The organism is Nocardioides palaemonis (assembly GCF_018275325.1).
GTDB classification, from domain to species: domain Bacteria; phylum Actinomycetota; class Actinomycetes; order Propionibacteriales; family Nocardioidaceae; genus Nocardioides; species Nocardioides palaemonis.
In genome coordinates this window covers 2,410,583-2,429,137 of record NZ_JAGVQR010000001.1, presented here as the reverse complement: position 1 = coordinate 2,429,137, position 18,555 = coordinate 2,410,583, and the positions used below count along the sequence as shown (strand labels likewise).

Here is an 18,555-nt window from a genome sequence, read left to right as displayed (position 1 = left end):
GTCACTCCTCGAACAACCGGCCCTGCGCCTCCGCGGACGTCACCTGCAGGCGCAGGGCCAGCACCTTCTCCGGTGCGAGGCCCAGCCTGGACAGCACGATCTGCACCTGTGGCAGCACCCAGGGGTAGGACTCCACCGCGACCCGCCCGGCCTCGGTCGACACCTCGACCCACACGACCGGGTCGCCGCCGGTGTCGGGCAGCCAGTGGACGCCGGTCACCCCCGCCGGCGCGAGGGAGGCGAGGATCGGCAGCATCGCGGCGTCCGCCGCCCTGCGCCGCGCGTCGTCGTCCACCCTGTCAGCGTAGGTCGGCGTACCAGCCGCCTCCGGGCGCGCGCACGTGCGGCGGTCCTGGCCCTCGTACGACGCATTCCGGGGCCACGTCCGCCGCACGTGCGGCGATGCAGGCGGACTTGTCGACCGTCGTTGTCGCCAGGCGCACGCCATGGCGTGCGTCGAGCGGACCTTTGTCCGCTCGAGTGGGATGTCGACGCCGGGTCAGGGGGCGACGGGAGGCACGAACTCGAACGTCATCCCGAGCAGCCAGAGCAGCAGCAGCACGACCGGCAGGTGGAAGAGGAACTGCAGGAAGGTGAAGCCGACCAGGTCGCGGGCCCGCAGGCCGAGCACGGCGAGCAGCGGGAGCATGAAGAACGGGTTGACCAGGTTGGGCAGCGCCTCGGCGGCGTTGTAGATCTGCACCGTCCAGCCGAGGTTCATCCCGACGTCGGTCGCCGACTGCATGACGTAGGGCGCCTCGACCAGCCACTTGCCGCCGCCGGAGGGGACGAGCAGGCCGAGCAGCGCGGTGTAGAGCGCGATCACGACTGCGAAGCCGCCGCCACCGCCGATGCTGGTGAACAGGTCGGCGAGGTGCTCGGAGACGGTCAGCCCGCCTCGCCCCTCGGCGCGGGTCAGAACTGCGGCCATCGCGGCGTAGAGCGGGAACTGCACCAGCACCCCGGCGGTGGTCGGGACCGCGCGGGTGACGGCGTTGAGGAAGCCGCGCGGGGTGCCGTGGAGCACCAGCCCGAGGACGAGGAACACCATGAGGTAGCCGTTGAGGCTGCTGATCACGGACAGGAACGGCAGCGTCGCGAGCTGCTGGACGAGCCAGCCGAGGGTGAGCAGACCGACGAGCGCGGGCAGGATCCGGGAGTACTCCAGCCACTCGCCGGGGCGGGTGCGCTCGGCCATCGGCTGCACCTCGTCGGACAGGTCGACGCCCATGTCCTCCGCGGTCCGGATCGCCCCGCCCTGCGGCGCCGACGCCCACGCGACCACGACGCTCAGCGCGATGAGGACCGCCGCCATCAGCAGCGACTGCCAGGTGAGGATGGTGGCGCCGAAGTCGAGGACGCCGGTGATCTCGAGGAGCTCGGGCGGCAGCGACGCAGGGGTGGCCTGGAGCTGGGCGGCCGACGAGGAGAGCCCGAGCGCCCAGACGGCGCCGAGGCCGAGGTACGCCGCGGCGCCGAGCGCGCGGTAGTCGGCGCGCAGGTCGCCGCGACGGGCGATCGCGCGGGCGAGCAGGCCGCTGAAGACCAGACTCAGGCCCCAGTTGAGCATCGAGACCAGGCACGACAGCAGCGCGACGAACGCCACGGCGCCGCGCGGCGTCGACGGGACGAGCGCGATCCGCTCGATCAGGCGGGCCACCGGGGGAGAGGTGGCCACGACGTAGCCGGTAAGCACGACCATCGCCATCTGCAGCGTGAAGGTGGCGAGGTCCCAGAACCCGCCGCCGAAGGTCTCGGCCACGTGGACCGGGCTCGAGCCGTTGACCATCGCGGCCACCGACACCAGGACGACGCCCGCGAGGGCGAAGACGTAGGCGTCGGGGAACCACTTCTCGGTCCATGCTGCGCTGCGCTGGGCGAGGCGGGCCAGCCCTCGCTCGTCCGTCGTGCCCGAGATCGTCGACATGGGACACGAACGTAGCGGACCCCTCGGGTGCAGGATGACCCCGTGCCCACCACCGTCTTCCGCAACGCGTCCCTGTTCGACGGCTTCCGACACCGGGGCAGGGTCGGCGACGTGCTCGTGCAGGACGGGCGGGTCGCGGCCGTCGGCGGCGACCTCGGCCAGCCCGGGGCGCGGGTCGTGGACGTCGACGGCGGTCTGCTGCTTCCGGGATTCACCGACGCGCACGTCCACCCGGTCCAGGGCGGGCTCGAGCGGCTCGGCTGCGACCTCAGCGACCTGCCCGCCGACGCGGGGGCATACCTCGAGCACGTCGGGGCGTACGCAGCCCGCTCCAGCAGCACGTGGGTGCAGCGCGGCGGCTGGGCGATGGCGGCCTTCCCCGGCGGGCTGCCGACCGCGGCCGAGCTCGACCGGGTCGTCGGCGACCGCCCGGTGGCCCTGGCCAACCGCGACCACCACGGGCTCTGGGTGAGCTCCCGCGCCCTCGCGCTCGCCGGTGTCACCGCCGGGACGCCCGACCCGGTCGACGGTCGCGTCGAGAGGGACGCGGCGGGCGAGCCGACCGGGGTGCTCCACGAGGGCGCCATGCGGCTGCTCGACGGGGTGCTCCCGGTGGCCGGCGAGCAGGAGATGTACGACGCGCTGCTGGAGGGCCAGCGCCACCTGCTCTCGCTGGGCGTCACGTCGTGGCAGGACGCGATCGTCGGGTCCTACTCCGGCATGCGCGACTGCGGCCCGGCCTACGCCCGCGCCGCCGCGTCCGGCGACCTCGTCGCCACCGTCGTCGGGGCGCTGTGGTGGGACCGCGACCGGGGCTCCGAGCAGGTGGCCGAGCTGGTCGCCAAGCGGCAGGACTGGAGCCGCGGACGGTTCCGGGCGACGTCGGTGAAGGTCATGCAGGACGGCGTCGCCGAGAACGGCACGGCCGCGCTCGTCGAGCCCTACCTCGACCGGTGCGGCCACGCGACCAGCAACTCCGGTCTCTCCTTCGTCGACCCGGTCGCCCTGCGTGGCCACGTCGCCGAGCTCGACCGGCAGGGCTTCCAGGTGCACGTCCACGGCCTCGGTGACCGCGGGGTGCGCGAGGCGCTCGACGCCTTCGAGGGCACCGACCCGCGCCGGCGCCACCACGTCGCGCACCTCCAGCTGGTCCACCCCGACGACGTGTGGCGTTTCGCGGCGCTGGGTGTCGCGGCCAACCTCCAGACGCTGTGGGCCTGCCACGACGACCAGATGACCGAGCTGACGATCCCCTTCCTGGGGGAGGAGCGGGCCGCGCGGCAGTACCCGTTCGCCGACCTGCACGCCGCCGGGGCGCGGCTGGTCGCCGGCAGCGACTGGCCGGTCAGCACCCCCGACCCGCTCGCGGCGCTGCACGCCGCGGTCCACCGCACCACCCACGGCGACGCCGGCAGGGCGGGGACCGATCCCTTCCTGCCGGAGCAGGCGCTCCCGGTCGAGACGGCGTTCGCCGCCTACACCAGCGGCTCGGCGTGGGTGAACCACCGCGACGACGCCGGCCGCGTCGCGCCGGGCACGGTCGCCGACCTGGTCGTGCTGGACCGGGACCCGTTCGGGGCGCCCGAGGACCTCGGTGCTGCTCGGGTCCGGTCGACGTGGGTCGACGGAGAGTGCGTGCACGAGGCCTGACGCGTCACGTCCGTCGACACCCGTCACAGCCGTCACACAGGTGGATTCACCGATTCCGCCACCGAGGCGCCTGCGAGCAACTAGCGTGGGCGCACGGGTCCAGGGACGGGCCCGTGCAGGTGGTCGCCCCGGCTCGAGGCCGGTGCGCAGAGGACGGATCCGAGGGATGCATGGCTGCGGTGCTGGTCGTCGACGATGACGAGGACATCCGCGACATCATCGCCTTCCGGGTGCGTCGCGACGGGCACGACGTGACGAGCGTCGGCCACCCGAACGCCGCCCTCGACGTGGCTGCCACGGAGAGCTTCGACCTCGCCATCCTCGACTGGAGCATGCCGGTCATGGACGGCGGCGAGCTGTGCGAGCGGCTGCACCGCCTGCCGCACCTCGACGGGCTCCCGGTGCTCATCGTCACGGCCCACTCCGACCTCGCCACCCGCCAGCGCGCCGAGCGCGCGGGAGCGACGTCCTACCTCACCAAGCCGTTCGCGCTGCAGGACCTCGCCGGCTCGGTGTGCGCCCTCCTCGGGACCTCCGTCCGCGCCTCCTGACCCCGAAGGTCCCGGCACCGCGCGCGTCCGCACTAGACCGGTCGGGCCAGCGTGACGACGTTGGTCCCGGGTCGCGCCGTTCGCCCCGAGCGGCCGCTCACGGCTGCCTAGCCTGACGACGAGGCAGGCCTGCGCCACCCGGGCGCGGGCCGCGCGGACGGGGCAGGACGTGGTGTCACATGGCCGAGGTGCTGGTCGTCGACGACGACGAGGACGTGCGAGACGTGCTCGCGCTGGCCGCGCGGAGGGCCGGTCACCGCGTCACGTGCGTGAGCGACCCGGGCGCAGCCCTCGCGGTCGCCCGCGCTGCCCACGTCGACCTGGCGCTGGTCGGCTGGACGGCCGCCGTCGAGTCCGGCAGCGACCTCTGCGCCCGCCTGCGCGAGCTCCCGCACCTGGCCGGTGCCCCGATCCTCGTGGTGACCGGCCACGCGGACGAGGGGACCCGGCGCCGCGTCGCCGAGGCCGGTGCCTCCGGGTGCCTGACCGCGCCCTTCTCGCTCCACGAGCTCGACCACGTGGTGTCGGCCCAGCTGGCCGCGCGGAGCACTCCGCACCGGCTGGGGGCCTGATGACCGACCGGGGGATCTCCATGTCCACGCTGACCGCGCTGGCCGTCCCGCACACCCTCGACGGCGTCCGGGACGTGGTGATGCGCCGGTTCCGCGCCGTCGATGGCGCCGTCATGGTGCTGCTGGTGACCTCGTTGCTGGTCCATGCGCTGACGTCCGAGTCACCGCTGCACCGCGTCGCCTACCTGGTGCCGATCCTCTTCGCAGCGCTCGCGGCCGCCGTCGGTGCCTGCACGGCACCGCGCGACGAGAGGCTGGTGCCGTGCCTGGTGGCTGCCGGGGTGTCGCTCACCGCCCTCGGCGACGTCGTGTGGCAGGTGCTCGACGCCGCCGGGGTGTCGCCGGCGATTCCGGTCGACCACCCGCCTCGTCTCGCCGGGTTCCTCCTCCTGTCCGCCGCCATGTGGGTGGTCATGGCACGCACCCAGCCGGGACGTCGCCTCGAGACCACGTTCGCCATCGACGCCGCGACCATCGTCGTGGTGAGCGTCCTCGTGCTCTGGAGCGTGAGCTTCGGCCGGACCGTGGCGGCCGACGCGCCGTCGTACGTCCGGGGCGTCTGGATCGCCTACCCGGTCTCCGACGCACTGCTGCTCGCCCTCGTCGTCCGTGTGCTGCTGAGCTCGCGCGCCCGCTCGGCCATCGACGGTGCGTTCGGGATCGGTGTGCTGGTCTGGCTGGCGTCGGACGTGGTCTACCTCGTCGACCCCGACGGACTCGGCAAGGAGATCGTGGAGTCGGCGTGGATGGTGGCGCCGCTGCTGCTGTCGCGCTCGGCCTGGAGCTGGCGACCCGTCCTCGGGGTGCCGGAGGAGGCCCGGTCGTCCAACGGCTGGCTGGTCGGCCTGGCGATCGCGGTGGTGCCGCTGTTCGTCCCGCCGGCGATCGAGGTGGCGGCCGACCTGCGCGGCACCGCGCACTCTCCGGTGGCCTTCGGAGTCGGCTCGGTGCTGCTGGTGGCGCTCGCCTTCATCCGCACCGCGCGCCTGATGATCGTCGAGCAGCAGGCCCGTCGCGAGCTCGAGGAGGCGCGCGACGAGGCCCTCGCCGCCTCGCGGGCCAAGTCCGCCTTCGTCGCGACCATGAGCCACGAGATCCGCACGCCGCTCACGACCGTGCTGGCCACCGCCGAGATGCTCGACGACGTCAGCCTGACCCAGGACCAGCAGGACCTGCAGCGCCGGATGCGGCGATCGGGAGGCTTGCTGCACACCCTCGTCGAGGACATCCTCGACTTCTCCCGGATCGAGTCCGGGCATCTCGAGCTGGCGGTCGTCCCCTTCGACCTGCCGGCCGTCGCCGAGGACCTCGCCCACTCCTACCGCGCCCGTTCGGCGGAGGCCGGCCTGGAGTTCGAGGCCGTGGTCGACCCGGCCCTCCCGCGACTCGTGCTGGGCGACCCGGGCCGTCTGCAGCAGGTCGCGGGCAACCTGCTCGACAACGCGTTGAAGTTCACCGACGCGGGTCGGCTCACCCTCGAGGTACGCCTCGCCGGCGCCTCGGACGCGCCCGGAGTCCGCGACCCACGCGGGGTCACGGTGGAGGTCGTCGTGCGCGACACCGGCATCGGCATCCCTCCTGACCGGCTGGCCGCGGTCTTCGGCGCGTTCGAGCAGGTCGACGGATCGAGCACGCGTCGCCACGGCGGCACGGGCCTGGGCCTGGCCATCTGCCGGCAGCTGGCGGAGATGATGGGCGGCACCATCACCGTCACCAGCGAGCCGGGCGCAGGGAGCGAGTTCGTCGCGACCGTGCGGCTCGCGGTGGTGGCCGACCGCGCGGCCGGGACCCTTGTCGCGACCGCTGGTCCGGGGGTGGGTGCCCCATGACCCGGACGGGCCACATGATGCGGACACAGGTCCTCACGTGCTTCGACCTTCAACGATGACCGCTGAGGATTCCTAGGCTAGGGCCTGACAGCAGCGAGGAAACCGGGGACGGACGGCGCGAGTCCTCCACGGAATCGATGGAAAGGGTGTGACGACATGGCCGACGTGATGGTCGTCGACGACGACGACGACATCCGTGAGCTGATCGCCATGCGGGTCCGCCGGATGGGCCACCAGGTGACCAGCGTCGGCGACCCGGGCGCCGCCCTGGCGCACGCCACGACCGCCCACGTCGACCTCGCCCTGCTCGACTGGAGCATGCCGGCGATGAACGGGGGCGAGCTCTGCGCGCGACTGCGCGAGCTGGTCCACCTGGCCGAGACCCCCATCCTCATGGTGACCGCGCACGCCGACGCCGACACGCGGGCCGGAGCCTTCGCCGCCGGCGCGACCGGCTACCTCACCAAGCCCTTCGCCCTGCGTGACCTCGACGCCCACGTGGCGGCCCTGCTCGACACCGGCCACGCGGCTCCGGCGGCCGGCGCGGACCTGGACCGGTCGGCATGAGCACGCTCGCGTCCGTGGCCAGCCCCGCCGCCGTGCGCCGGATGGTCCTCGGCCACACCCGCGTCGTCGACACGTTCGCCGCCCTGATGCTCGTGGTCGCGATCGCGGTCTACGTCGTCGACGACCGCCCGCTGGTCCACTACGCGGTCTACTTCTCCGTCCTCGTCTTCAATGCCGGCTCTGCGGTCGTCGCGACGGTGAGCGCTCCCCGGGGTCAGCGACTGGTGGCGGGCCTGGTCGCCGCCGGCGTCGTGCTGGCCGTGCTCGGTGACGCGCTCTGCAAGGTCTTCGACGCCGGTGGCGCGACGACCGACCTGTCCGTCGCCGACCCGGCGTGGCTCGCCAGCTACGTGGTGTTCTGCGGGGCGCTGCTGGTGGTCCTGGTCCGCGCCGGCGCGGACCGCCGCGGCGCCCGCTGCCTGGTGCTGGACGGCACGACCGTCGTCGCGGTCAGCGTCCTGGTCACCTGGATGCTCGCGATCGGGCGCTTCGTGGACGCCGGCGTGCCGACCCACGTCCGCCTGGTCTGGGCGGCCTACCCCTTGCTGCAGGCCGTGCTGCTCGCCCTCGTGCTGATGGCGATGATCGGGCAGCGGTCGCGTCGGACGCTGGGTCCCGGCTTCGCGTTCGGTGTCGGTTTTTGGCTGACCACCAACATCCTCTACCTCCACGCCCCCACCCACGGCGGGTACGTGGCTGCCGGCGCCAGCTGGATGGTCGCGGTCGTCCTGATGGCCCGGGCCGCATGGCTCTGGGAGTCCACCACGCCCACCACGGAAGCCGAGGAACCGTCCTCCCGTGCGTGGCTCGCGCCGCTCCTGGTCGGAGTGCTGCCACTGCTGGTCCCACCCGCGCTCGAGGTGTTCTCGGACGTGCTCGGTGGGCACGAGCACCCGATGGTGCTCGCGGTCGGGTCGACCGTCCTGATCACCCTGGCGTTCGTGCGCACCTACCGCCTGATGCGCGCCGAGCAGCTCGTCCTGCGCGACCTCGAGGTCGCCCGGGACGAGGCGCTCGCGGCCTCCCGCGCCAAGTCGATGTTCGTCGCGACGATGAGCCACGAGCTGCGCACGCCGCTCACGACGGTCCTCGCCTGCGCCGAGATGATGGAGGACACCCCGCTCACCGACGTGCAGCGCGACCTCGTCCACCGGATGCGCCGGGCGGGCGGGCTGCTGCAGTCGCTCGTCGAGGACATCCTCGACTTCAGCCGCATGGAGGCAGGCCACGTCGAGCTGTCGTCGGTCCCCTTCGACCTGCACGACCTCGCCGCCGAGCTGACCGAGGCGCACCGGGCGCGCGCCAGGTTCGCCCGGGTCGCCCTCGACCTCCACATCGGTCCGGACGTCCCGCGGTCGGTCGTCGGCGACCCTGCCCGGCTGATGCAGGTCGCCGGCAACCTGCTCGACAACGCACTGAAGTTCACCGACGAGGGACGGGTCCGCTTCGACCTGCGACGCTCCGACAACGGACCCGCGCTCCGAGGCTCCACGGTCTGGGTCGAGCTGGTCGTCTCCGACACCGGCATCGGCATCGAGCGCGAGCGCCTCGACTCGGTCTTCTCCGCCTTCGAGCAGGTCGACGGCACCAGCACCCGTCGCCACGGAGGCAGCGGCCTGGGCCTGGCGATCGCGCACCAGCTGGTCACGCTCATGGGCGGTGCCCTGCGGGTGCGCAGCGAGGTCGGGATCGGCAGCGAGTTCGTCGCCGAGGTCCCGATGGTGGTCGGCGAGCCCGGTCCGTGCGCGCCGGCAGCTCCCGAGCCGTCTGGCGTCGAGCTGCGGCTGCCGGTGCAGGTCGGCGCCTGACCCCACCAGACCCGGTGCCCGTCGGCGACAACCGATGCGGCGCGGCGCGCGTCCCACACGCGAACCGCTCCCTCCCCGACGGGCACCGTGCCCCTCGCCGGCACCGAAGGTCCGCCCATGTCACCCCGTCCCGTCCGCCGCCTCCTCCTCGCCGCGCTCGCCGTTGCCCTCCTCGGTCCCGTCGCGCTGCAGGCGCCCACGTCGTACGCCGCAGGAGACGGCGAGGAGGCCGCTCCGAGCTCGTCGCTGCAGGTCACGCCGCACCAGCGGGTGCGGCTCGAGGTGCTGCCGCCGGTCGTGCAGCGCGGCCGCGACGCCGCCGCCGCGGACGCTGCCCGTTCGCCACTGGTCGTGACCGCGCGACCCGCCCGACAGGGACGGCGGGTGCGGTTGCAGGTGCTGCGCGACGGCACGTGGGACACCCTCGCGACGCGCCGCCAGGACGGCCGCGGCCGCGTCGAGATGGCCGCCGCGACCTCGGCAGACGGGCACGCACTGACCTACCGGGTGCGGGTGATGGCGACCCGCGGCCTGCGCGGGATCACCAGCCGCCCGGTCAGCACGCAGCCGTGGCTGCGGCCGTCGTTCGGCGACGAGTTCTCCGGCACCTCCGTCGGCCCGTCCTGGAGCACCCGGAGCCCCGAGGTGGTCCCGGGCAGCCGGCGCTCGTGCGCCAAGGGCGACCCCGACGCGGTGCGGGTGGAGGGCGGCACGGCGCGGCTCAGCGTGCTCGTCGACCCCGACGCCACCGGACGGTGCCGGATCCGGGGGAGGGACCAGGAGAAGGCGCGCGGCAGCTATGCGTACCGCCTCAACGGCCACATCGGCACCGAGGGCCGCTACGCGTTCCGCTACGGCGTCGCCGCTGCCCGCGTGCGCTTCCACCGGATGCGGGGGCAGCACGGCGCGTTCTGGCTCCAGCCCGCCAGCGGGATGTACCCCGGGGCGGCCGGCAGCGAGATCGACGTCGTCGAGTACTTCGGCGACCACCACCCGCAGGGCGGGCTGGCGACCTTCATGCACCGCTACGAGGGTCGCCGGCGGGTGAGCAGCGGCGGCTGGGTCCGCGACCAGGCGTCGTTCCTCGGCGGACCGCGCGACGGCTGGTCGCGCAACTTCCACGTGTTCTCGGTCGAGTGGCGTCCGCGGCTGCTGGTGTTCCGGATCGACGGCCGCGAGACCGGGCGGATGCGACGCGGTGTCTCGGCCGTCGACCAGTTCCCGATCCTCAGCCTGATCTCGGCCGACTACGAGCTGCCGAAGATCAAGGAGCGGCACCTGCCCCAGCACATGGAGGTCGACTGGGTGCGGGTCTGGGAGACGGGCGCGCCGGGTGCCCCCTGACCCGGGTCAGCCGCGTCCGCCGAGTCCCTTGAGCAGGCCGATCTCGTCCCGCAGGCGGTAGGGGAGCGGGGCGCCGGCCTCGGCGAGCGCGCCGGCGTAGGCCTCGAGGGTCTGCAGGAGTGCCTGGCGCAGGACCTGGACGTCCGAGGCGCGGGCGGCACCGTTGCGGGCGCCATCGAGACGACGACGGGCGACGTGCACCTCGGCGAGTAGCGTGGCGAGGTGGTCACGGCCCGCCTCGCCGGCGGGGGGTCCTGCGCGATCCATGCGGCATCCGACCTGCCCGGCGGGGCGGCGGCACGGTGCCTCAGCGTCGCGGACCCCGCCAACCTACCCGGCTGGGCAGGTCGGCGCCGGAGTTCGCGGCGAACGGCCCTCAGCCGAGGGGCGTCGACGCCGCGGCGACCTCCGGCGCCAGTGGGGCTGTGCCGGCGCGGGCGGCGCGGTCGAGCCGGCGCTGCTGGGTCGACATCAGCCCGACGGCGAGCACGGTCGCGCCGACGGTCACGCAGAAGGCGGCGGTCGCGCCGGACTGGTCGGCGAGCCGTCCCGCCAGGCTCGAGCCCAGGGCATAGCCCATGCCGGTCGCGCTGGCCAGCATCGTCATCGCGGCGCCGACCCGGGCCGGCGGCACGACCCGCTCGGCGAGCGAGAAGACCGCGATCATGTAGGGCGCGACCGCGAAGCCGAGCAGCAGCACCGTGGCTGCGGCCGTCAGCAGCGACCCGACGAGCAGCAGCGGGAGCGAGAGGACGAGCAGCGCGCACGCCGCGGCGAGCGCGCGGCGCTGGTGGGAGACCCGCTCGGGGACGTACGCCGTCGCCAGGCCGGCGATCGCGCTGCCGACGCCGAGCGTGGCGTGCACCAGGCCGGCGGCGCCGGGTCGGCCGGCGTCGGTGGCCAGGACGGTCGCGCCGGTCTGGGTCGCACCGAACAGCGTGCCGATGGTCAGCTGCGCGACCACGAGCACCACGAAGGCGGCGCCCACGAGCCGCCCCGCGCCACCGAGCGGGTGGGCGGTGGCGTGGGTCAGGCGGGCCGAGGGGTCGAGCGCGAACGCGGACCCGAAGACGGCGAGCAGGACCGCGGCGAGCAGCAGGGCGCCGGACGGGGAGGCGACGGCGACCGAGAGACCGACGAGGGCAGGGCCGATGGCGAACGACGCCTCGTCGGCCGCGCCCTCGTAGGAGAACGCGGCGTCGACCAGCCGCCTCTGGTGCTCGCCGGTCGACCGGGTGAGCGGCCGCCACCGCACCCGCGCCAGCGGGCCGACCTGCGGCAGCACCAGCCCGGTGGCCGCGGCGGTGAGGACCACGGCGACGTCGGCGGCGTCGCGGCCGACGACCAGGACCAGCGCGGCCAGGCCCGTCGCGCCGAGCAGCGACTGCACGAGCACGACGTGGCGCTGGCCGACCCGGTCGGCGAGCGACCCGGCCACCGGCGCGCCCAGCGCGTTGGCGACGGCGAGCGCGCCGGCGCTCAGGCCGCCGAGGCCGTAGCTGCCGCTCGCCGTCGAGACGAGGAGGAGGGTGCCGAGCTGGCTCATGGCCAGCGGGAGACGCCCGACGAAGGCGACGAGCACGTAGGTCGGGCCCGCCAGCTCGAGGAGTCGGCGGTAGGAGGCGAGAGGGGTCACGGGGGTCCTTCAGGGTGCGTCGGAACGACGCGCCGAACCCACCTCCAAGGACGCGTGTAACCCTCTGCTGCCGCTCATCCTAGGGCTCGGCACCCCCGCCCGGGAATTCGAGGCGGGGTCTCACCAGGACGACTTCGTGATGCCTGGGAGCTCGCCGCGGTGTGCCATCTGGCGGAAGGTGATCCGCGAGACCCCGGCCTTGCGGAGGTGCCCACGCGGGCGGCCGTCGACCTGGTCGCGGTTGCGGACCCGGACCGGGCTGGCGTCGCGGGGGAGTCGTGCGAGTGCCCGGACGGCGGCGTCGCGCTCCTCGACGGTGGCGGCGGTGCGCAGCTGCTGCTTCAGCGCGGCCCGCCGCTCGGCGTGCCGGGCGACGACCTGCTTGCGCCGTTCGTTGGCGACGATCTTCGACTTCTTGGCCATCAGCGCTCCTCCCTGAAGTCGACGTGGCGGCGCACGCGCGGGTCGTACTTGCGGAGCACGACACGGTCGGGGGTGGTGCGCCGGTTCTTGGTGGTGACGTAGGTGTAGCCGGTGCCGGCGGTGGAGCGGAGCTTCACCTTGGGCCGCTGGTGGTTGCTGCGGGCGGCCATCAGACCTTGCCTCCTCGTGCGCGGATGTCGGCGACGACGGCCTCGATGCCGCGCTGGTCGACGGTCTTGATGCCGCGGGCGCTCAGGGTGAGCGTGACGTGGCGGCGCAGGCTGGGTACCCAGTAGCGCTTGGACTGGACGTTGACGTCGAAGCGCCGCTTGGTGCGGCGGTGCGAGTGGGAGACGTGGTGACCGAAGCCGGGGGTGGCGCCGGTGACCTGGCAGGTGCGGGACACGGTGTCCTCTCTGGGCTGGTGGGCGGCTCAGCCCTGGCGGGTCTTGAGCCGGGGGTTGCGCTTGTTGATGACGTACGTCCGCCCGCGGCGGCGCACGACCTGGGAGCCGGGCTGGTCCTTGACCGAGCGGATGGAGTTGCGGACCTTCATCGGACCGGCCTCCCCGCGGGGTCGACGAGGCCGCGCTCGAGGGCCCGCACCAGGCGGCGCGGCACGTGACGCACCTCGCCGTCGACGGTGATCGGCACGAGGTCGGGCGGAGTCGCCTTCCACTGCGACCGGCGGTGCCGGGTGTTGCTGCGCGACGTGCGTCGCTTGGGTACGGCCATGGTGTGCCTCCTGCGGGTTCGGGGGTCGGTGGGTGCTCAGGCGACGTCGCGGATGTCGCCGAGCCAGGGCTCGAGGCCGTCCTCGAGGACGTCCCAGCGCTGCTGCTCCACGCTCTCGGCCGGGGTGACGAGGACCGCCTCGAACGCGGTGCGCAGGTCGCTCGGCGGCGTGCCGAGGCCGGTGTAGAGCAGGCGGGTCATCGGGGTGCGTCGTCCCCACGGGCTGTAGCCGCCGATGCTGAGCTGGCCGCCGGCGCCGGACCACTCGAGCATGTCGCCGGGCCGGGTCGGGACCCAGAAGGTGCCGCGTGAGCGGAACGGGCCGCTGCCGAGGTCCTCGATGCGGTCGAGGAGCCGGTCGGGGTGGAGGGGCCGGGACGAGCGCAGGTCGAGGCGCCAGGCGCGGCTCTCGCCGAGGTCGGGCACCGGGGCGTCGAGCTCGGGGTCGCACCAGGTCCGGGCCAGGACGGGGTGGTGGCGACCCGAGGCGATCTCGCCCACGTCGAGGGTCGCGACGTCGGTGACCACCGGGACGCCCGGGCGGGCGATCGCACGCACCAGGTCGAGTGACTCCGGCCCCGGGTCGGCGTCGAGCACGACGTGGTCGGCGAGCTCGACCTGGGCGCAGGCGACCTCCCCGACCCCACGGTCGTCGTGGGGGTTGGAGTGCGCGTCGCGCTCGCGCAGCAGCGCGTCGCCGAGCAGGTCGCCGACCGTGTTGGTCGCACCGACGGCCGCGACGATGCTGCTGAGCTGGAGGTGGCGCGCCAGGCGGGTGTCGTTGCCCAGCGCGTGCGCCAGCTGCTGGGCCTCGGTGCCGAGGGGGAGGCCGGCGACGATGCTGCTCCACCGCCGGTCGCGGGCCAGGCGCTCGAGCGTGGGGAGGATGTCCTCGCGCAGCGCGCAGCTGACACAGGCGTGCTCGAGCTGGACCTCGACCCGCTCGAGGATGCCGCTGATGTCGCTGACGGTCCGGGTCAGCACCTGCGAGTGCGGGTCGATCCGGTGCCGGACGGACACGGCGCTCGGCAGGTCCCAGGCCAGCGTCATCAGGGTGGAGTCCATGGCGACCGGGTCGACGCCGGTCACGACCAGCACACGGGTCCTCATCGACCGGCCCCGTAGCGGCGGCGGAACTTCTCCACGCGGCCCTCGCTGTCGAGCGTGCGCGCCGTACCGGTCCAGAACGGGTGGCTGTCGCTGGTGACGTCGACGTCGACGACCGGGTAGGTCACGCCGTCGACCTCGACCCGCTCGGAGGCCTCGCGTCCGACCAGCGTCGATCGGGTGAGCACGAGGTGGCCGGTCGACCGGTCGCGGAAGGCCACGGGGCCGTACGGGGGTGCGTGTCCTGCTTCACTACAGCTCCTTAGAACGAGAATCGTTCTCAATTGTAGCACGCTTGGGAACGGGCGCGAGCGCTACCAGGACCGCGATCGGAGGAGATCGTGGAGGCGCGACGCCACCCGGTGGCTCGGGGGTTCCACCATCCGCCCGGAGCCTCGGCATCCGGGACCTCGAGCAAGCCGGCAGGTCAGCGGCAGGCGGGGCAGTGCCCGAAGAGCTCCACCACGTGGGTGACGTCGGTGAAGCCGTGGTCCTCGGCGGCCTGGGTGGCCCACCGCTCGACGCTCGGGCCGTCGACCTCGACCGTCCGGCCGCAGCGGCGGCAGACGAGGTGGTGGTGGTGACGCGGCCCGCACTTGCGGAAGAGGGTCTCGCCGTCGTCGGTGCGGAGGGTGTCGACCTCGCCGGCCTCGGCCATCGCCTGGAGCGTGCGGTAGACGGTCGCCAGGCCCACCTTGTCGCCGCCGGCGCGCAGGTCGTCGTAGACCCGCTGGGCGCTCGTGAAGGTGTCGCTGGCCTCGAGGTGCTCGCGCAGCGCGCGGCGCTGGCGGGTGTCGCGGCGACCCTTCTCGCCGAAGGCGCGGGGGGTCGGGTCGGTCGTCGACATGGCGCCCAACCTACCCGTCGCGACGACGTCCCGAGCGACGCTCGCGGGCCCGAGTGGCCGGGGGGTGCTGCGTGGCGTCAGGGGAGGTCGCTAGGTTGAGGAACCGTCACCCCATGACTTCGAACAAGGAGAGAGCATGAACAAGCGTGAGCTCGTCGACGCCGTCGCCGAGAAGACCGACCTGTCCAAGTCCGACGCGGAGAAGGCGCTCGACGCCGTCTTCGGCGCCGTCGCGTCGGCCCTCGAGGCCGGCGACAAGGTCGCCGTCCCCGGCTTCGGCACGTTCGACGTGCGCGAGCGTGCCGCTCGTACCGGCCGCAACCCGCAGACCGGCGAGACCATGGAGATCGCCGCGTCCCGCAGCGCCGGCTTCAAGCCCGCCACCGCGCTGAAGACCGCGCTCAACGGCTGAGTCGCACCACCCAGCACGAAGGGGCCCGCCGTCCGGCGGGCCCCTTCGTCGTCTCAGCTGCCGCCGGCGGGCAGCGCCTCGAGCATGATGTCGGGGTTGTCGCGGGCGGTGACCATCGCGCGCCACTGGTCGACGAACAGCGCGAGGCGGGTGCCGTCGCTGCGCTCGAGCACCTCGACGCCGCGCTTGCCGGCGAGGGCGGCCGCGCCGGCCGCGTCGGTGCGGCGGGCGACCTGGTAGTCGAGGCGGGAGAAGCGGATCGGCGAGTTGAACTCGTGGGTCATCCGGTCCTCGACGACCTCGAACTGCATCGGACCGACCGCCGCGAGGACCGGGTTCTGGTCGCCGCGCAGGTCCGAGCGCAGCACCTGGACCACGCCCTCCTGGTCGAGCTGCTCGATCCCGCGCCGGAACTGCTTGTAGCGGCCGATGTCGCCGGCGCTGGCGGTCACGAAGTGCTCGGGGGCGAAGCTCGGGACCGGCGGGTACTCGATCCGCTCACCGACGTGGACCGTGTCGCCGACGCGCAGCGCCTGGGCGTTGACGAACCCGATGATGTCGCCGGGCCGCGCGGTCTCGACCGCTGCGGTGTCGCGCCCGAAGACCGACTGGGCGAACTTCGTCGCGAACGGCTTGCCGGTGGCGGCGTGGTTGACCACCATGCCGCGCTCGAAGGTCCCCGAGACGACGCGGGCGTACGCGAGCCGGTCGCGGTGGGCGTTGTTCATGCCCGACTGCACCTTGAAGACGAACGCGCTGAACGGGTCGTCGACCTGGCGCACGCTGCCGTCGACGCCGGCGGTCGGGCCGGGGTCGGGCGCGATGTCGAGCAGCAGGTCGAGCAGCTGGGCGACGCCGAAGTTCTGCAGCGCCGAGGCGAACATGACCGGGGTGGTCTCGCCGGCGAGGAACCGCTCCTGGTCGTGGTCGGCCTCGTCGAGCGAGAGCAGCTCGTGCTCCTCGACGGCGGTGGCCCAGGGCAGCGCGTCGGCCTCCTCGACCTCGGCGGCGTCCATCCGGCGCTCGGGGGCGCGGGTGGCGCCGCCGGCGGTGCGGGTGTACTTCACGAACTCGCCGGTCCGGCGGTCGATGACCCCCCGGAAGTCGCCCGCCTCGCCCACGGGCCAGGTGAGCGGGGTGGGCCGCAGGCCGATCTTCTCCTGGATCAGGTCCATCAGCTCGAGGGCCGACAGGCCGGGACGGTCCCACTTGTTGATGACCGTCATGACCGGGATGCCGCGCAGCGCGCACACCTTGAACAGCTTGAGGGTCTGCGGCTCGAGTCCCTTGCCGGCGTCGACGAGCATCACGGCCGAGTCGACGGCCGACAGCACCCGGTAGGTGTCCTCGGAGAAGTCGCTGTGGCCGGGGGTGTCGACCAGGTTGATGACGTGGTCCTGGTGGACGAACTGCAGCGCCGCCGACGTGATCGAGATGCCGCGTGCCTTCTCCATCGCCATCCAGTCCGACACCGTCGCGCGCCGGTCACCCTTGCCGTGGACCGCACCTGCCTCCGTGATCACCCGGGCGTGCAGGGCGAGCGCCTCGGTGAGGGTCGACTTGCCGGCGTCGGGGTGGCTGATGACGGCGAACGTACGGCGGGGGCGGGTGTCGGGCACCGCCCGAATCTACCGGCCGACCGGCTCCGGGACCGCTTCGGCGGCGCTGCCCGGAACGGGCTCAGGTGCCGCAGAACGTGCGGTACGCCCCGAACGACGCGGGCGCCGGCTCGAGGAACCGCTCGAGGCCGGGACGCTCGTCGAAGGGCGTGGTGACGGCCTCGAGGAGCCGCTCCAGCGGGTCGAGGTCGCCGTCGGTCGCGGCGTCCAGCGCCTCCTCGACGAGGTGGTTGCGCGGGACGTAGGCGGGATTGGTCCGGTCCATCACGACCGCGTCGGGGCCGAGCGCGCGCCAGCGGTCGGCCCACGCGTCGAAGCCAGCGAGGTCGAGGACCAGGCTCCGGGCCGGCTCCGCGTCGCCGCGGGCGGCCCGGCCCAGTCGGCGGAAGAACGAGGTGTGGTCGACGTGGTGGTCGGCCATCAGCCGGAGCAGGTCGCCCGACAGGTCCGACACGGTCTCGCCGGCGACGTCGTCGGTCAGCCCCAGCTTGGCGCGCATGCCGGCCGTCCAGGCGGCCGAGTAGAGCGGACGGAAGCGGCCCAGCGCGTCGACGGCCACCGCGACGGCCGCCTCCTGCTCGTCGGCGAGCAGCGGGAGCAGGGTCTCGGCGAACCGCGCGAGGTTCCACTCCAGCACGACCGGCTGCTGGCCGAACGCGTAGCGGCCGTCGGTGTCGATGGAGCTGAACACCGCGGCGGGGTCGAAGGCGTCGACGAAGGCGCACGGGCCGTAGTCGATGGTCTCGCCGGAGATCGTCGTGTTGTCGGTGTTCATCACGCCGTGGACGAAGCCGACGAGCATCCACTGTGCGACCAGCGCGGCCTGGGCGGCGATGACCGACTCCAGCAGGGCGAGGTGGGGGTGGCCGGCGTCGGCGGCGGCCGGGTGGTGGCGGGCGATGGCGTGGTCGGCCAGGCGACGCAGCAGGTCGGTGTCGCCGGTCGCGGCGGCGTACTGGAAGGAGCCGACGCGCAGGTGGCTGCTCGCCACGCGGGCCAGCACGGCGCCGGGGAGCACGGTCTCGCGGTGCACGACGTCGCCGGTGGCGACCACCGCGAGCGAGCGAGTGGTGGGGATGCCGAGGGCGTGCATCGCCTGGCTGACGACGTGCTCGCGCAGCATCGGACCGACCGCTGCCAGCCCGTCGCCGCCGCGGGAGAAGGGGGTGCGGCCCGAGCCCTTGAGGTGCAGGTCGCGGAGCCGTCCGGAGGTGTCCTGCAGCTCGCCGAGCAGGAGGGCGCGGCCGTCGCCGAGGCGCGGCGACCAGCCGCCGAACTGGTGGCCGGAGTAGGCCTGCGCCACCGGGGTCGCGCCGTCCGGGAGGCGGGTGCCGGTGAGCAGCCCCACGCCGTCGGGCGTACGCAGCCAGTCGGGGTCGAGCCCGAGGTCGGCGGCGAGCCGCTCGTCGAGCACGAGCAGCCGCGGGTCGGGCGTCTCGCGGGCCTGCCAGGGGAGTGCCAGCTCAGGCAGGTCCTGCGCGAACCGGTGGCTGAGGGCGAGGGTGGGGGCCGGTGCGGACGTCACTCC

At 73.8% G+C, this 18,555-nt stretch carries 22 protein-coding genes; 8 read left to right on the top strand and 14 right to left on the bottom strand.

Annotated features, from left to right (window positions below):
• Position 1 precedes the first annotated feature (1 nt).
• On the bottom strand, positions 2 to 295 hold the full coding sequence (locus KDN32_RS11815) for a hypothetical protein (protein WP_211732249.1): 294 nt from the start codon (positions 293 to 295) through the stop codon (positions 2 to 4).
• 204 nt (positions 296 to 499) lie between these two features.
• On the bottom strand, positions 500 to 1,927 hold the full coding sequence (locus KDN32_RS11810) for a short-chain fatty acid transporter (RefSeq protein WP_211732248.1): 1,428 nt from the start codon (positions 1,925 to 1,927) through the stop codon (positions 500 to 502).
• A gap of 42 nt (positions 1,928 to 1,969) precedes the next feature.
• Between KDN32_RS11810 and KDN32_RS11805 the strand changes: the two genes are divergently transcribed.
• From KDN32_RS11805 to KDN32_RS11775, 7 genes are all read left to right on the top strand, one after another.
• Entirely contained in the window at positions 1,970 to 3,577 is a 1,608-nt protein-coding gene (locus KDN32_RS11805) for an amidohydrolase (RefSeq protein WP_211732247.1), read from the top strand.
• A 170-nt stretch (positions 3,578 to 3,747) separates the two neighbouring features.
• Positions 3,748 to 4,128, top strand: a complete 381-nt coding sequence (locus KDN32_RS11800; protein ID WP_211732246.1) for a response regulator — start codon at positions 3,748 to 3,750, stop codon at positions 4,126 to 4,128.
• A 179-nt stretch (positions 4,129 to 4,307) separates the two neighbouring features.
• Positions 4,308 to 4,700 carry a response regulator gene (locus KDN32_RS11795; RefSeq protein ID WP_211732245.1) on the top strand — a complete coding sequence of 131 codons (393 nt, stop codon included), beginning with the start codon at positions 4,308 to 4,310 and terminating at the stop codon, positions 4,698 to 4,700.
• 20 nt (positions 4,701 to 4,720) lie between these two features.
• On the top strand, positions 4,721 to 6,529 hold the full coding sequence (locus KDN32_RS11790) for an ATP-binding protein (RefSeq protein ID WP_211732244.1): 1,809 nt from the start codon (positions 4,721 to 4,723) through the stop codon (positions 6,527 to 6,529).
• A gap of 156 nt (positions 6,530 to 6,685) precedes the next feature.
• Positions 6,686 to 7,096: a response regulator transcription factor gene (locus KDN32_RS11785; RefSeq protein ID WP_211732243.1), complete on the top strand. Its 411-nt coding sequence runs from the start codon at positions 6,686 to 6,688 to the stop codon at positions 7,094 to 7,096.
• 14 nt (positions 7,097 to 7,110) lie between these two features.
• The gene (locus KDN32_RS23330; RefSeq protein ID WP_211732242.1) at positions 7,111 to 8,904 is read left to right on the top strand and encodes a sensor histidine kinase; all 1,794 of its coding nucleotides are present in this window, start codon (positions 7,111 to 7,113) and stop codon (positions 8,902 to 8,904) included.
• A 117-nt stretch (positions 8,905 to 9,021) separates the two neighbouring features.
• On the top strand, positions 9,022 to 10,248 hold the full coding sequence (locus KDN32_RS11775; RefSeq protein ID WP_211732241.1) for a glycoside hydrolase family 16 protein: 1,227 nt from the start codon (positions 9,022 to 9,024) through the stop codon (positions 10,246 to 10,248).
• Between the two features lie 6 nt (positions 10,249 to 10,254).
• On the opposite strand, the gene KDN32_RS11770 is transcribed toward KDN32_RS11775, so the two are convergent.
• From KDN32_RS11770 to KDN32_RS11725, 10 genes are all read right to left on the bottom strand, one after another.
• A complete protein-coding gene (locus KDN32_RS11770) occupies positions 10,255 to 10,515 on the bottom strand; it encodes a hypothetical protein (protein WP_211732240.1) in 261 nt (86 codons plus the stop codon).
• 109 nt (positions 10,516 to 10,624) lie between these two features.
• The gene (locus KDN32_RS11765; RefSeq protein ID WP_211732239.1) at positions 10,625 to 11,884 is read right to left on the bottom strand and encodes an MFS transporter; all 1,260 of its coding nucleotides are present in this window, start codon (positions 11,882 to 11,884) and stop codon (positions 10,625 to 10,627) included.
• A gap of 120 nt (positions 11,885 to 12,004) precedes the next feature.
• A complete protein-coding gene (gene rpsN, locus KDN32_RS11760; RefSeq protein ID WP_211732238.1) occupies positions 12,005 to 12,307 on the bottom strand; it encodes a 30S ribosomal protein S14 in 303 nt (100 codons plus the stop codon).
• Complete coding sequence (gene rpmG / locus KDN32_RS11755) at positions 12,307 to 12,477, bottom strand: 50S ribosomal protein L33 (protein ID WP_211732237.1); 171 nt, start codon at positions 12,475 to 12,477, stop codon at positions 12,307 to 12,309. Before rpmG ends, rpsN begins: the two co-directional genes overlap by 1 nt.
• Entirely contained in the window at positions 12,477 to 12,713 is a 237-nt protein-coding gene (gene rpmB, locus KDN32_RS11750) for a 50S ribosomal protein L28 (RefSeq protein ID WP_211732236.1), read from the bottom strand. Before rpmB ends, rpmG begins: the two co-directional genes overlap by 1 nt.
• Before the next feature lie 27 nt (positions 12,714 to 12,740).
• Complete coding sequence (ykgO, locus tag KDN32_RS11745) at positions 12,741 to 12,863, bottom strand: type B 50S ribosomal protein L36 (protein WP_010832292.1); 123 nt, start codon at positions 12,861 to 12,863, stop codon at positions 12,741 to 12,743.
• Complete coding sequence (rpmF, locus tag KDN32_RS11740) at positions 12,860 to 13,042, bottom strand: 50S ribosomal protein L32 (RefSeq protein ID WP_211732235.1); 183 nt, start codon at positions 13,040 to 13,042, stop codon at positions 12,860 to 12,862. Before rpmF ends, ykgO begins: the two co-directional genes overlap by 4 nt.
• A gap of 36 nt (positions 13,043 to 13,078) precedes the next feature.
• On the bottom strand, positions 13,079 to 14,152 hold the full coding sequence (locus tag KDN32_RS11735) for a CobW family GTP-binding protein (protein WP_211732234.1): 1,074 nt from the start codon (positions 14,150 to 14,152) through the stop codon (positions 13,079 to 13,081).
• Positions 14,149 to 14,424 (bottom strand): type B 50S ribosomal protein L31, encoded by a 276-nt coding sequence (locus KDN32_RS11730; RefSeq protein ID WP_211732518.1) that lies wholly within the window; start codon positions 14,422 to 14,424, stop codon positions 14,149 to 14,151. The genes KDN32_RS11735 and KDN32_RS11730 overlap by 4 nt, the downstream gene beginning before the upstream one ends.
• A 152-nt stretch (positions 14,425 to 14,576) precedes the next feature.
• Positions 14,577 to 14,996, bottom strand: a complete 420-nt coding sequence (locus KDN32_RS11725; protein ID WP_211732233.1) for a Fur family transcriptional regulator — start codon at positions 14,994 to 14,996, stop codon at positions 14,577 to 14,579.
• A 136-nt stretch (positions 14,997 to 15,132) separates the two neighbouring features.
• On the opposite strand from KDN32_RS11725, the gene KDN32_RS11720 reads away from it, so the two are divergent.
• Positions 15,133 to 15,408 carry an HU family DNA-binding protein gene (locus tag KDN32_RS11720; protein WP_211732232.1) on the top strand — a complete coding sequence of 92 codons (276 nt, stop codon included), beginning with the start codon at positions 15,133 to 15,135 and terminating at the stop codon, positions 15,406 to 15,408.
• Between the two features lie 53 nt (positions 15,409 to 15,461).
• Here KDN32_RS11720 and KDN32_RS11715 read toward each other — a convergent pair whose 3' ends face one another.
• Both KDN32_RS11715 and KDN32_RS11710 read right to left on the bottom strand, forming a co-directional pair.
• Positions 15,462 to 17,027 carry a peptide chain release factor 3 gene (locus tag KDN32_RS11715; protein WP_211732231.1) on the bottom strand — a complete coding sequence of 522 codons (1,566 nt, stop codon included), beginning with the start codon at positions 17,025 to 17,027 and terminating at the stop codon, positions 15,462 to 15,464.
• Between the two features lie 61 nt (positions 17,028 to 17,088).
• Entirely contained in the window at positions 17,089 to 18,552 is a 1,464-nt protein-coding gene (locus KDN32_RS11710; protein WP_211732230.1) for a protein adenylyltransferase SelO, read from the bottom strand.
• Between the last annotated feature and the right edge of the window lie 3 nt (positions 18,553 to 18,555).

Excerpts from the sequence above, each read along its gene's own strand:
- ykgO (WP_010832292.1), bottom strand. The coding sequence starts at position 12,863 with ATGAAGGTCCGCAACTCCATCCGCTCGGTCAAGGACCAGCCCGGCTCC.
- KDN32_RS11810 (WP_211732248.1), bottom strand. The coding sequence starts at position 1,927 with ATGTCGACGATCTCGGGCACGACGGACGAGCGAGGGCTGGCCCGCCTC.
- KDN32_RS11735 (WP_211732234.1), bottom strand. The coding sequence starts at position 14,152 with ATGAGGACCCGTGTGCTGGTCGTGACCGGCGTCGACCCGGTCGCCATG.
- KDN32_RS11770 (WP_211732240.1), bottom strand. The coding sequence starts at position 10,515 with ATGGATCGCGCAGGACCCCCCGCCGGCGAGGCGGGCCGTGACCACCTC.
- KDN32_RS11725 (WP_211732233.1), bottom strand. The coding sequence starts at position 14,996 with ATGTCGACGACCGACCCGACCCCCCGCGCCTTCGGCGAGAAGGGTCGC.
- KDN32_RS11800 (WP_211732246.1), top strand. The coding sequence starts at position 3,748 with ATGGCTGCGGTGCTGGTCGTCGACGATGACGAGGACATCCGCGACATC.
- KDN32_RS11775 (WP_211732241.1), top strand. The coding sequence starts at position 9,022 with ATGTCACCCCGTCCCGTCCGCCGCCTCCTCCTCGCCGCGCTCGCCGTT.
- KDN32_RS11785 (WP_211732243.1), top strand. The coding sequence starts at position 6,686 with ATGGCCGACGTGATGGTCGTCGACGACGACGACGACATCCGTGAGCTG.
- KDN32_RS11795 (WP_211732245.1), top strand. The coding sequence starts at position 4,308 with ATGGCCGAGGTGCTGGTCGTCGACGACGACGAGGACGTGCGAGACGTG.
- rpmF (WP_211732235.1), bottom strand. The coding sequence starts at position 13,042 with ATGGCCGTACCCAAGCGACGCACGTCGCGCAGCAACACCCGGCACCGC.
- KDN32_RS11790 (WP_211732244.1), top strand. The coding sequence starts at position 4,721 with ATGTCCACGCTGACCGCGCTGGCCGTCCCGCACACCCTCGACGGCGTC.
- rpsN (WP_211732238.1), bottom strand. The coding sequence starts at position 12,307 with ATGGCCAAGAAGTCGAAGATCGTCGCCAACGAACGGCGCAAGCAGGTC.
- KDN32_RS11720 (WP_211732232.1), top strand. The coding sequence starts at position 15,133 with ATGAACAAGCGTGAGCTCGTCGACGCCGTCGCCGAGAAGACCGACCTG.
- rpmG (WP_211732237.1), bottom strand. The coding sequence starts at position 12,477 with ATGGCCGCCCGCAGCAACCACCAGCGGCCCAAGGTGAAGCTCCGCTCC.